The 11,702-nt window shown below is 62.7% G+C and carries 10 protein-coding genes and 1 pseudogene; 6 read left to right on the forward strand and 5 right to left on the reverse strand.

What is annotated here, in order from left to right:
* From guaB to EN879_RS10280, 3 genes are all read left to right on the forward strand, one after another.
* Positions 1–1,158: IMP dehydrogenase (gene guaB / locus EN879_RS10270; RefSeq protein WP_127274042.1), on the forward strand; the 1,158-nt coding region annotated here is incomplete at its 5' end.
* Entirely contained in the window at positions 1,109–1,732 is a 624-nt protein-coding gene (locus EN879_RS10275) for a hypothetical protein (RefSeq protein ID WP_082826435.1), read from the forward strand. The genes guaB and EN879_RS10275, both read left to right, overlap by 50 nt.
* Before the next feature lie 37 nt (positions 1,733–1,769).
* Entirely contained in the window at positions 1,770–2,189 is a 420-nt protein-coding gene (locus tag EN879_RS10280; RefSeq protein WP_063167750.1) for an MAPEG family protein, read from the forward strand.
* Between the two features lie 55 nt (positions 2,190–2,244).
* On the opposite strand, the gene rnd is transcribed toward EN879_RS10280, so the two are convergent.
* The 3 genes from rnd to EN879_RS10295 form a co-directional block, all read right to left on the reverse strand.
* The gene (rnd, locus tag EN879_RS10285) at positions 2,245–3,396 is read right to left on the reverse strand and encodes a ribonuclease D (RefSeq protein WP_063167751.1); all 1,152 of its coding nucleotides are present in this window, start codon (positions 3,394–3,396) and stop codon (positions 2,245–2,247) included.
* Positions 3,397–3,471: 75 nt separating this feature from the next.
* The gene (locus EN879_RS10290; protein ID WP_063167752.1) at positions 3,472–4,716 is read right to left on the reverse strand and encodes an MFS transporter; all 1,245 of its coding nucleotides are present in this window, start codon (positions 4,714–4,716) and stop codon (positions 3,472–3,474) included.
* Between the two features lie 75 nt (positions 4,717–4,791).
* Entirely contained in the window at positions 4,792–5,160 is a 369-nt protein-coding gene (locus EN879_RS10295; protein WP_024504702.1) for a hypothetical protein, read from the reverse strand.
* Positions 5,161–5,354: 194 nt separating this feature from the next.
* Between EN879_RS10295 and aspS the strand changes: the two genes are divergently transcribed.
* Complete coding sequence (gene aspS, locus EN879_RS10300; protein WP_063170205.1) at positions 5,355–7,145, forward strand: aspartate--tRNA ligase; 1,791 nt, start codon at positions 5,355–5,357, stop codon at positions 7,143–7,145.
* Between the two features lie 116 nt (positions 7,146–7,261).
* On the opposite strand, the gene EN879_RS10305 is transcribed toward aspS, so the two are convergent.
* Together EN879_RS10305 and EN879_RS10310 are read right to left on the reverse strand one after the other, a co-directional pair.
* Entirely contained in the window at positions 7,262–8,452 is a 1,191-nt protein-coding gene (locus tag EN879_RS10305) for a hypothetical protein (protein WP_127274043.1), read from the reverse strand.
* A 103-nt stretch (positions 8,453–8,555) separates the two neighbouring features.
* Positions 8,556–8,825 carry a hypothetical protein gene (locus EN879_RS10310; protein WP_127423385.1) on the reverse strand — a complete coding sequence of 90 codons (270 nt, stop codon included), beginning with the start codon at positions 8,823–8,825 and terminating at the stop codon, positions 8,556–8,558.
* Between EN879_RS10310 and parC the strand changes: the two genes are divergently transcribed.
* Both parC and EN879_RS10320 read left to right on the forward strand, forming a co-directional pair.
* On the forward strand, positions 8,781–11,033 hold the full coding sequence (parC, locus tag EN879_RS10315; protein ID WP_063167754.1) for a DNA topoisomerase IV subunit A: 2,253 nt from the start codon (positions 8,781–8,783) through the stop codon (positions 11,031–11,033). The two genes, EN879_RS10310 and parC, sit on opposite strands and share 45 nt — an antisense overlap.
* A 272-nt stretch (positions 11,034–11,305) precedes the next feature.
* Positions 11,306–11,702, forward strand: a pseudogene (locus EN879_RS10320) (AI-2E family transporter); the annotation flags it as partial.

The following is an 11,702-nucleotide window of genomic DNA, read 5'->3' on the forward strand; positions in this document are numbered from 1 at the left end:
GGCCTGATGCGCAGCTATTCGATCTCGGGCATTCCGGTGGTCGAGAACGGCGGCAGCGGCGGCCACAAGATCGGCCGGCTGATCGGCATCCTGACCAATCGCGACGTGCGCTTTGCGTCCGATCCGGCGCAGAAGGTCCATGAACTGATGACCCGTGACAACCTGATCACGGTCAAGGAGAACGTCGACCAGGACGAGGCCAAGCGCCTCCTGCACCAGCACAGGATCGAAAAGCTGGTGGTCGTCGACAGGCAGGGCAATTGCGTCGGACTGATCACCGTCAAGGATATCGAGAAGTCGCAGCTCAATCCGCACGCCACCAAGGACGCACAGGGCCGCCTGCGCGCCGCCGCCGCCACCAGCGTCGGCGATGACGGTTTCGAGCGCGCCGAACGCCTCATCGATGCCGGCGTCGACCTTCTGGTGATCGACACCGCGCATGGCCACTCGCAGCGCGTGCTCGACGCCGTCACGCGGGCGAAAAAACTATCCAACTCCGTCCGCATCCTGGCTGGCAATGTCGCCACCGCCGCGGGCACGCAGGCGCTGATCGACGCCGGCGCCGACGCCGTCAAGGTCGGCATCGGCCCGGGTTCCATCTGCACCACCCGCATCGTTGCCGGCGTCGGCGTGCCGCAGCTCTCAGCCATCATGTCGGCGGTCGAGACGGCGCACAAATCCGGCGTCTCGGTGATCGCCGATGGCGGCATCAAATATTCCGGCGATCTGGCCAAGGCGCTCGCCGCAGGCGCCAGTGCGGCCATGATCGGCTCGCTGCTGGCCGGAACCGACGAAAGCCCGGGCGAGGTCTATCTGCACCAGGGCCGCTCCTTCAAGGCCTATCGCGGCATGGGCTCGGTCGGCGCCATGGCCCGCGGCTCGGCCGATCGCTACTTCCAGGCCGAGGTGCGCGACACGCTGAAACTGGTCCCGGAAGGCATCGAAGGGCAGGTTCCCTACAAAGGACCTGTGTCTGGCGTGCTGCACCAGCTTGCGGGCGGCTTGAAAGCCGCTATGGGTTATGTTGGTGGCCGCGACCTTGCCGATTTCCGCGAGCGCGCCACCTTTGTGCGCATATCCAATGCCGGACTTCGTGAAAGCCACGCCCATGACGTCACGATTACCCGCGAAAGCCCGAACTATCCCGGCGGAGCCTGACCAGTACGGGCTCGGGCGGAGCCTGACGGCAACGATCCTGCGGCTGCCGCGCCACGCAGGCGCACTCTGTTTCCTGTCGGCGGTGGTTTTCATCGCCATGACGGCTATGGAATTCCTCTACTTCCGCCAGTTGAGCGGCGGCTTGCCATCACTCGACATGCGTATTTTCGGTTTCACTCCGGACGAAGGCATGGCCTGGCTGACGGCACTCGGCCGGCGCGGCGGCGAGATCATTCTCGTCTGGCACTATCTGACCTTCGATCTGTTGTTCCCGGCGCTGCTGTCTGTGACGCTGGTCAGCCTGATCCTGGCCACCGGCCGGCGATTGAAGGCTTTCCGCGTGCAGCCGGTGCAGCTGCAGTCGATCTTCGCGCTGGTCCTGGTGCTGCCCTACACGCTTGCCGACTACGCCCAGAACATCGCGGTAGCGCGGCTTCTGTCCGATTTCCTGTCGGCGAATCCGGACTCGCTGTCTTTGGCTTCGGCGCTCACCGTCACCAAATTCGCGCTTTTCGCCGTCCCGGTGATCGTCATTGCCGCCTTCTGGCTGGCAGGCCAGAAACGCCTGGCCTGATGCCGCGCGCAAAGCTCAGCCCGCTAGGGGAAACTTCGTGAACCAGACCACGATCTTCTGGCCTGTTCTGGCGCATGTGCTGCTGATCTACATCGTCTACTGCGTCCTGGGTCGCCGCAGATACGGCGCAATCAGGTCAGGCGAGGCGAAGCCAGCTCAGTTCAAGGTGCGTTCGACCGAGCCGGCCTCCAGCGTCACCGTTGCCGCCAATCTCACCAACCAGTTCGAGCTGCCGGTGCTGTTCTATGTGCTGTGCCTGACGCTGCACCTGACCAACGGCGTCAACTATCTGACCCTGGCGCTGATGTGGATTTTCGTCGCATCGCGCTATTTCCACGCCTGGGTTCACCTGACCAGCAACAATCTGCTGCTGCGCAGCCGCTCGTTCTTCGTCAGTGCGGTGATTCTCCTGCTGGGATGGATCTGGTTCGCCCTACACCTGCTCGGCGTGGTTTGAGCAGAGCACCTTTTCCTTCTCCCGCAAGGGGAGAAGGAAAGTCCGCGAGGGACGTCTACAGGTCGAACACCGCAATCTTGCGCTTGTCGAACTTGATGCCGATCTCGCCGCGCACCAGCTTGAGCGCGGCCTCGCCGAACACCGCGCGCCGCCAGCCCTGCAGGGCCGGTACGTCGGCGTCCTCGCCCTCGGCGGCGATACGGTCGATGTCGTCGCTGGAGGCCAGCACCTTGGACGCGACGCCTTCCTTTTCGGCGACGATCCGCAGCAGCACCTTCAACAGTTCCGCCGCGGCGCTCGAGCCCTCGGGCGGCTGGAAACTCTTTGGCAGTTTCGGCATCTGCTCCTTGGGCAAGGCAAGGGCGGTGTTGACCGCGCCGAGCAGCGCCGTTGCCGTCGACGAGCGCTCCCAGCCCTTCGGCGTCGTGCGCAGCTTGCCAAGGGCTGCCGCGTCGCGCGGCGCCTGCTGCGCCACCTCGTAGATCGCGTCGTCCTTCAGCACGCGGCCGCGCGGCACGTCGCGTTCGCGCGCCTCGCGCTCGCGCCACGCCGCAACGCCCTGCACGATCGCCAGTTCCTGCGGCTTGCGCAGCCGCATCTTCAGCCGTTTCCAGGCGTCCTCGGGGTGCGGATCATAGGTCTCGCGCGAGGTCAGCACCTCCATTTCCTCGTTGAGCCAATGGGCGCGGTTTTCGCGCGCCAGTTCGGCGCTGAGGTGCTGATAGACCTCGATCAGATGGGTGACGTCGGCCAGCGCATAGTCGAGCTGCTTGTCGGAAAGCGGCCGGTGGCGCCAGTCGGTGAAGCGCGACGACTTGTCGAGCCGCGCGCCGGTGATGCGCTGCACGAGCTGATCGTAGGAAACGCTGTCGCCGAAGCCGCAGACCATCGCCGCCACTTGCGTGTCGAACACTGGATGCGGAACCAGATCGCCGAGATGGACGATGATTTCGATGTCCTGCCGCGCGGCGTGGAAGACTTTGACCACCGCCTCGTTGGCCATCAGCCTGAAGAACGGCTTCAGGTCGATATCGGGAGCCAGCGGATCGATCAGTGCCGTCACGCCGGGAGCGGCCATCTGGATCAGGCACAGGATCGGCCAAAACGTCGTTTCTCGAATGAATTCGGTGTCGACAGTGACGAAATCCGACTTTTCGAAAGCGGCGAGAACGGTCTCGAGTTCTTTCTGGGTGGTGATGACGTGCATCAAATCGCTTTTGGCAGGAGTAAGGTCTTCCTAGATTTCAGCCGCCGGGGCTTTCGTCAAGCTTTGGCACCGCCATCATGAGGTTCCCGGACCGTCGGAATCGCCGTTTCTCCTGGCCAGCCGCGCGAAAACCGTCGAAGTGCGCAGGAGCGCAATGAAGCGGCCGCGCCTGCCCGCCGGCACGCCGGACCGAGCCTGCATGCGGTAGAGGATGACAGCGATGAAGATCGCATAGACCACCGCGCTGAATACAAACAGGGCGCCCGGTCCGAAATATTGCATCGCCGTCGAGGCGGCGAACGGGCCGCCGATCGCGCCGAAGGAATAGAACAGCATCAGCGCCGCGTTGATCAGCACGAACTCGCCGGTGTCGGCGCGATCGTTGGAGTGGGCCGCCGACAACGAATAGAGCGGCATGGCGAAACAGCCGAAGATGAAGACGAGGACGAAGTTGAGCAGCGGATTGCTACCGGCGATGAACACCAGCGCCAGCGCCGAAAGCATCGCGCAGCAGGTCGTCATCAGCAGCACCCGGCGCCGGTCCCAGCGGTCGGAGAGGTAGCCGAGCGGATACTGGATGATGGCGCCGCCGAAGATGCCGACGCTGACGAAGGTCACGACATCGGCGACCGACATGCCGATCTGCTCGGCATAGACCGGGGACAAGGTGCGAAAGGCGCTGTTGGTGACGCCGACGGCGATGCAGCCGAAGCAGCCCAGCGGCGAAATCCGCCAGACGCGCGCCAGGTCGAGCTTGACCTCTTCGGGTGGTGTCGGGTTGGAGCGGTCGCCGAGCGACACCGGCACCAGCGACAGCGTGATCATCATCGACATGATGGCGAAGATAGCGAAACCGCCAGCGCCGAAGATCGGGATCAGGAACTGGGCTGATGTCACCGAACCGATGTCGACCATCCGGTAGATCGCCAGCACGCGTGCCCGATCGTGATTGCTGACGCCGGAATTCAGCCAGCTTTCGACGATGGTGAACAGCCCGGCGAAGCAGAAGCCGCCGGCAAGACGCACCGCGCACCACATCACCGGATCGATGACCAGCACCAGGAGCAAGGTGCCGACTGAGGCGATTGCCGCCAGCGCCGAAAATGCCCTGATATGGCCGACCGCCTTCATGATGCGGGTGATGGCTAGGCAGCCGAGCAGGAAGCCGGCGAAGTAGAAGGTGCCCATCAGGCCTATGTCGGAAGCGGAAAACCCTTCCTGCGCGCCGCGCAGCGCGATCAGCGTGCTCTGCAGCCCATTGCCGCCGAGCAGGATGCCTGCGGCGAGAAGAAGCGGGATCATCGGGCGGATGGAGGACATGAAGAGGCGATCACGTGTCGGTGATCCCTTCTTGGACCATCGCCCTGGCCAACGCCAGCAGCAATTCCCGGCAAACTACAGCGAGGATATGTCCAACTCTTCGTGGAAGGTCCAAACGCTTATGAACGGGCCGTCGTTTAGGTTCTTGCTATAGATCGTCATGATCACCTGTTGCCGTTGATCGTCGCGCGGAGGCAACTGACCGGTGATGAGCCGGAAACCGTCGGGATCTACGCCAACAGCGAATTGCTGTTCCGGGTCGATACGATCGTAGTCGATTATGAGCCGCGATCCGTCGAACTGCTCCCGCATCGATTCGTCGTTCGGAAAGTCACCATCGGAGAGGGCTTTGAACCGCGCCCAATCGTCTATGCGAGCCGCGTCAAGCAGGTTGACGATGCGGCTGCGCTCTTGAGGTGTCAGAAAGAGCTTCTGGTTTTGCATATCCTGATCTCATTTGCCGTAAACGTAGCGGTAGAGGATATCGCTATCCATTGTGCCGCCCAAGTTTACAACGGATGTCCTGTCGAAGCCGCTTGCCTTGACAAATCCGGCCTCCCATGCGCTTTTCGCGCAAATTTTGAGGCCGGGCTTGATGCTTGGCCTGCAACCCAGCACCCCGGACTTTACCAATGACAATGCACCGTTACCGCAGCCATACCTGTGCCCAGTTGAGGAAGAGCGACGTCGGCTCGACCGTTCGCCTGTCCGGCTGGGTGCATCGCGTGCGCGATCATGGCGGCCTGCTCTTCATCGACCTGCGCGACAATTATGGCCTGACCCAGATCGTCGCCGATCCGGATTCGCCTGCCTTCAAGGTCGCCGAGACCGTGCGCGGCGAGTGGGTCATCCGCGTCGACGGCGAGGTCAAGGCGCGCTTGCCCGAGACCACCAACGCCAATCTGCCGACCGGCGAGATCGAGATCTTCGCCCGCGAGATCGAGGTGCTGTCGGCGGCCAAGGAATTGCCGCTGCCGGTGTTCGGCGAGCCTGACTATCCCGAGGATATCAGGCTGAAATACCGTTTTCTCGACCTGCGCCGCGAGACGCTGCACAAGAACATCATTGCGCGGACAAAAATCATCGCCGAAATGCGCAAGCGCATGGGCGAGGTCGGCTTCACCGAATTCTCGACGCCGATCCTGACCGCGTCGTCGCCGGAAGGCGCGCGCGACTTCCTGGTGCCGTCGCGCATCCATCCCGGCACCTTCTATGCGCTGCCGCAGGCGCCGCAGCAGTATAAGCAGCTGATCATGGTGTCGGGCTTCGACCGCTATTTCCAGATCGCGCCCTGCTTCCGCGACGAGGACCCGCGTGCCGATCGCCTGCCCGGCGAATTCTACCAGCTCGACCTCGAAATGAGCTTCGTCGAGCAGGACGACGTGCTGTCGACCATGGAACCTGTCATGCGCGGGGTCTTCGAGACCTTCGCCAACGGCAAGCCGGTGACGCAGAATTTCCAGCGCATTCCCTATGATGTGGCCATGCGCAAATACGGCTCCGACAAGCCGGACCTGCGCAACCCGATCGAGATGCAGGCCGTCTCCGATCATTTTCGCGATTCCGGCTTCAAGGTGTTCGCCAACATCCTGGCCAGCGACCCGAAGGCCGAAGTGTGGGGCATTCCCGCCAAGACCGGCGGCAGCCGCGCCTTCTGCGACCGCATGAATTCCTGGGCGCAGGGCGAGGGCCAGCCGGGGCTGGGCTATATCTTCTGGCGCAAGGAGGGCGACAAGCTCGAAGGCGCCGGTCCGCTCGCCAAGAACATCGGCGAGGAGCGCACCGAGGCGATCCGCCTTCAGCTCGGCCTTGCCGATGGCGACGCCGCCTTCTTCGTTGCCGGCGACCCGAAGAAGTTCGTCTCCTTCGCGGGGGCTGCGCGCACCCGTGCCGGCGAGGAGCTGAACCTTGTCGACCGCGAGCGTTTCGAGCTGTGCTGGATCGTCGACTTCCCGTTCTTCGAGTGGAACGAGGAAGAGAAGAAGATCGACTTCGCCCACAACCCGTTCTCGATGCCGCAAGGTGGCATCGATGCGCTGAATGGCGAGGACCTGCTCGGCATCAAGGCGTTCCAGTACGACATGGTCTGCAACGGTTTCGAGATCGCCTCAGGCGGTATCCGCAACCATCTGCCCGAAACCATGGTCAAGGCGTTCGAGACGGTAGGGCTGGACCGCGCCACGGTCGAGGAGCGCTTCGGCGGCCTCTATCGTGCCTTCCAGTATGGCGCACCGCCGCATGGCGGCATGGCCGCCGGCGTCGACCGCGTCGTCATGCTGCTGCTCGGCGCCAAGAACCTGCGTGAGATCACCATGTTCCCGATGAACCAGCAGGCCTATGATCTGTTGATGAATGCACCCTCGGAAGCGAGCCCGCAGCAGCTTCGCGACCTGGCGCTGCGCGTTGCCGTGCCCAAGAAGGACGCCTGATCGCGCGCTTTGGGCGATGCTTTAAAGAACCGCCCGAACCGATTCTTTCGATTCGCTAATCCCAAGAAAAAGCCCGGCATCGCTGCCGGGCTTTTCGCATAGCGAGATCGCTTCGATCAGTCTTCGTTGGCCTTGACGGTGACACCGAGCGTCTTGGGCCGATCGAGCGGGTTGGACATGGCACCCGCCATGATCAGCGCGAACGGCACGGATGCCGGCGGCTCGGCCGAGATTTCGAGGCTCTTCGGATCGTCGAGGAATTTGCTGACCGCGGCCGTAACCTGCGCAGTCAGTTCCGGATTGTTGAGCTGCGCCATGCCGAACGGCACGATCGCCTTGGCCTGGTTGGCGATGTCCTTGCCGGACATGCCTTGCTGCTTGCCGACATAGTCCAGAACCTTGTTGGTCAGCGAATCGTCGTCGAAGCGGATCGAGGCGCTGTTGAACGAAAGCTGCTGCAACAGGCCGAGCATGGCCATGCCTTGCGCCGAATTGTCGGCGCCTTCCGGCTGTGCCGCCATCTTCTTCTGCATTTCCTGCAGCGACTTGATGAAGTCCAGCGTGTAGCCGCCGAGATTGAAGGTCATGCCGAGCGTGCCGGCATTCTCGACCGAGATGTCGTATTTCGACAGTTCCATCTTGCCGTCCGTGGGCTGCCAGGTGCCGGCCATTTCGAGATTGCCCGCGATGTTCTGGTAGCCGAGCGCGTTGATGACTTCCTTGGACTTGGGATCGTCCACCAGCGTCAGGTCGGCATTGAATTTTTCCGTGGTGGCGGTGAATTCCATCGCCTTGCCGTCCGCCGGCGGCGTGATCTCGATGGCAAGCCCGTCCATCGAGAAGGCGGTCTTGTCGGCGACCTTGACGGTCATGTTCGAGAGTTCGGCGGACTTGTACATCATCAGCGAGCCCAGCGGGCCGGTGGAACCGTCGGCCGGAACTGTCATGTCGTGGATGACGAAGGGGCTGAGGTCGAGGGTGACGCCGTCCTTGCTGTGTGTGAAGGCAGCCGTTGATACGGTGGCGATGTCATAGCCGCCATTTGCCTCGGTCACGCCTTCGAGTTTGACGTCGCCGATGGGAAGCGCTTCCTTCTCCGCCGCCGGTTTGATGGCAACGCCCTGCAGCACCATGCTGGTGTTGTCGCCGGTCACCCCGGTCCAGGTGATGTCGACACCTTGTGCGACAAGCGCTGCCTTCAGCCGGTCGGCCACTGCCGTATCCTGTGCGAGGGCCGCATTCAGCGGCAGCGTGAGCAAGAAGGTCGAAAAAGCCAGTTTCTTGAGAATTGAGCGTTTGATTGTCATCGCAAGGTCCCTGAGAGTGTCCTGAAATTGTTTTTTCAATTATTTGCGCCATCACCATTCCGTGACGAACTGGACCGGAAAAAGGCGTGTCCCGGCACATTGGTCAAAAATCGCGGTGAAAGGCAAACCCGATCCCACCGTCTTTGCGCAAACCGGTGAATTTGTCATGAAGAGCCGATAGCCGGATATCGTCGCGCTTGGCGATAGAGCCCGCATGTAACAGGCTGATGTTGGCCGACATCCGCTGGGGTATGGTTTCATGTTGCAGAAAGGCCGGTATCTCCGTCGGGCTCTTGCCGCGAATCACCCGCTCGGCTAGTCCGAGCCCATGGGAAAAAGGCTTTTGCCGCCTGAAAATGGCGGTGGCGATCACATCGAGCCGGTCGATCTGAAGAAGGCGCTGGAAGAGCGCTATCTGGCCTATGCGCTGTCGACCATCATGCACCGGGCGCTGCCCGATGTGCGCGACGGACTGAAGCCGGTCCATCGCCGCATCATGCACGCCATGCGCCTGCTGCGGCTCAACCCCGATCAGGGCTTTGCCAAATGCGCCCGCATCGTCGGCGAGGTGATGGGCAAGTTCCACCCGCATGGCGACCAGTCGATCTATGACGCGCTGGTGCGGTTGGCGCAGGATTTCTCGATGCGTTATCCCCTGGTCGACGGGCAGGGCAATTTCGGTAACATCGACGGTGATAACGCCGCCGCCATGCGCTACACCGAAGCGCGCATGACCGATGTGGCGACCGAACTTTTGTCCGGCATCACCGAGGATGCCGTCGATTATCGGCCGACCTACAATGAAGAAGACGAGGAGCCGGTGGTTTTGCCCGGCGCCTTTCCCAACCTTTTGGCCAACGGCTCGTCCGGCATCGCGGTGGGCATGGCGACATCGATCCCGCCCCACAACGCCGCCGAGCTTTGCGATGCCGCACTTCACCTGATCGAAAACCGGGACGCGCCGGTGGCGAAGCTGATGGACTTTGTCCAGGGGCCGGATTTCCCGACCGGCGGCATCATCGTCGACAGCCGCGCCTCGATCCTCGAAGCCTACGAAACCGGTCGCGGTGGCTTTCGCGTGCGCTCGAAGTGGTTCCAGGAGGACCAGGGCAGGGGCACCTGGAGCATCGTTGTCACCGAAATCCCGTACGGCGTGCAGAAGGCGCGGCTGATCGAGAAGATCGCCGAGCTGCTGATGGCGCGCAAGCTGCCGCTGCTCGAGGACATCAGGGACGAAAGCGCCGAGGACGTCCGCGTCGTGCTGGTGCCGAAGAGCCGTTCGGTCGACCCCGGCATCCTGATGGAATCGCTGTTCAAGCTGACCGAGCTCGAAAGCCGCTTCCCGCTCAACATGAATGTGCTGTCGCGCGGCAAGGTGCCCAACGTGCTGTCGCTGAAGGGCGTGCTGCAGGAGTGGCTCGAGCACCGCCGCGAGGTTTTGGTCCGCCGCTCGAAACATCGCCTCGGCGAAATCGAAAGACGGTTGGAGATACTTGCCGGCTACCTGATCGCCTACCTCAACATCGACGAGGTGATCAGGATCATCCGCGAGGAGGATGAGCCAAAGCAGGTCATGATGGCCCGCTGGTCGCTCACCGACACCCAGGCCGAAGCCATCCTCAACATGCGGCTGCGCGCTCTGCGCAAGCTTGAAGAATTCGAGATCCGCAAGGAATTCGACGGCCTGAGCGCGGAGAAAAAGCAGATCGAGGCACTGCTTGCTTCAAACGAGAAGCAGTGGGCGACGATCAAGTGGGAAGTCACCAACATCCGCGACAAGTTCGGTCCGGAGACCGAGCTCGGCAAGCGCCGCACCCAGTTCGCCGACGCGCCCGAGCATGATCTGACCGACATCGCCCATGCCATGATCGAGCGCGAGCCGGTCACCGTCGTCGTCTCGGAAAAGGGCTGGCTGCGGGCGATGAAGGGGCATCTGGCCGATCTCTCGACGCTGACCTTCAAAGAGGGCGACAGCCTCAAGCTCGCCTTCCATGCGCAGACCACTGACAAGGTGCTGGTCTTCGCCACCGGGGGCAAGTTCTACACCATCGGCGCCGACCGGCTGCCTGGCGGGCGCGGCCATGGCGAGCCGATCCGCATCATCGTCGATATGGACAATGACCAGGACATCGTCACCGCCTTCGTTCACGATCCGAAGCGCAAGCTGCTGCTGGCCTCGCACGACGCCAACGGTTTTATCGTGCCGGAGGAGGAAGTCGTTGCCAACACCCGCAAGGGCAAGCAGGTGATGAACGTCAAGGCGCCGGACGAAGCCAAGCGCTGCATCCCGGTCACCGGCGACCATCTCGCCATCGTCGGCGAGAATCGCAAAATGCTGGTGTTCGCGCTCGCAGAGATTCCGGAGATGGGCCGCGGCAAGGGCGTGCGCCTGCAGAAATACAAGGATGGCGGCCTTCTCGATCTCAAGCCGTTCACGCTGGAGAGCGGCCTCTCCTGGCAGGATTCAGCCGACCGCACCTTCACAAGGTCGCGCGAGGAACTGGCTGAATGGATCGGCGCCCGTGCCTCGGCCGGACGCATGGTGCCGAAGGGATTCCCGAGGACGGGGAAATTTGGGTAGCGAGTGAAGCTGCCGATCCCCCCTCGTGGGGGAGATGCCCGGCAGGGAGAGGGGGGCGCTGTCCCGCCGACGGTCGAGTTCACAGATACTCGATTGGTTTGCGGCTCACGGTCCAAATCCAAGGCCGCGATCCTTCACACCCCCCTCTGTCCTGCCGGGCCTCCCCCACGAGGGGGGAGATTGGCAGCTTCACCATCTCATTTGGACTATCGTCACGATTGCTGCACTATATCAGTGCATAGACAGGAGGGGTGTTTGGGAGAGCCAGGCGTTTGAAGGAAGCAAGAATCCAGAAACCGGAACGGCAGCAGCGCCTCTTCGGCCTGTCGACGCCGCTCAGGGCAGCCGTCATCCCGCCGCTGTCGGCGGCACGCTGGCTGCTGGTGCTGATCGTTGCCGCCGGCGTCTATTTCTTCCACGGCTTCCTGTTTCCGGTGCTGGCGGCGCTCGTCATCGCTTTCGCCAGCTGGCCGCTCTACCGCCGCCTGCTTGTCGCGGTCGGCGGCAACCGCACCATCGCCGCGACCTTCGCCATCCTGTTCATCCTCGCCTTCCTGGTGATCCCGATCGCGCTCGCCGGCACCTATGCGATCAACGAGGTCCGCGAATGGGTCGCCTGGGCGATCGAGACCAACCGCCACGGCGCGGTGACGCCACACTGGATCGCCA

The organism is Mesorhizobium sp. M7A.F.Ca.AU.002.02.1.1, from assembly GCF_003998535.1.
GTDB classification, from domain to species: domain Bacteria; phylum Pseudomonadota; class Alphaproteobacteria; order Rhizobiales; family Rhizobiaceae; genus Mesorhizobium; species Mesorhizobium ciceri.

Excerpts from the sequence above, each read along its gene's own strand:
- EN879_RS10275 (WP_082826435.1), top strand. The coding sequence starts at position 1,109 with ATGACGTCACGATTACCCGCGAAAGCCCGAACTATCCCGGCGGAGCCT.
- rnd (WP_063167751.1), bottom strand. The coding sequence starts at position 3,396 with ATGCACGTCATCACCACCCAGAAAGAACTCGAGACCGTTCTCGCCGCT.
- EN879_RS10290 (WP_063167752.1), bottom strand. The coding sequence starts at position 4,716 with ATGTCCTCCATCCGCCCGATGATCCCGCTTCTTCTCGCCGCAGGCATC.
- EN879_RS10295 (WP_024504702.1), bottom strand. The coding sequence starts at position 5,160 with ATGCAAAACCAGAAGCTCTTTCTGACACCTCAAGAGCGCAGCCGCATC.
- aspS (WP_063170205.1), top strand. The coding sequence starts at position 5,355 with ATGCACCGTTACCGCAGCCATACCTGTGCCCAGTTGAGGAAGAGCGAC.
- EN879_RS10305 (WP_127274043.1), bottom strand. The coding sequence starts at position 8,452 with ATGACAATCAAACGCTCAATTCTCAAGAAACTGGCTTTTTCGACCTTC.
- parC (WP_063167754.1), top strand. The coding sequence starts at position 8,781 with ATGGGAAAAAGGCTTTTGCCGCCTGAAAATGGCGGTGGCGATCACATC.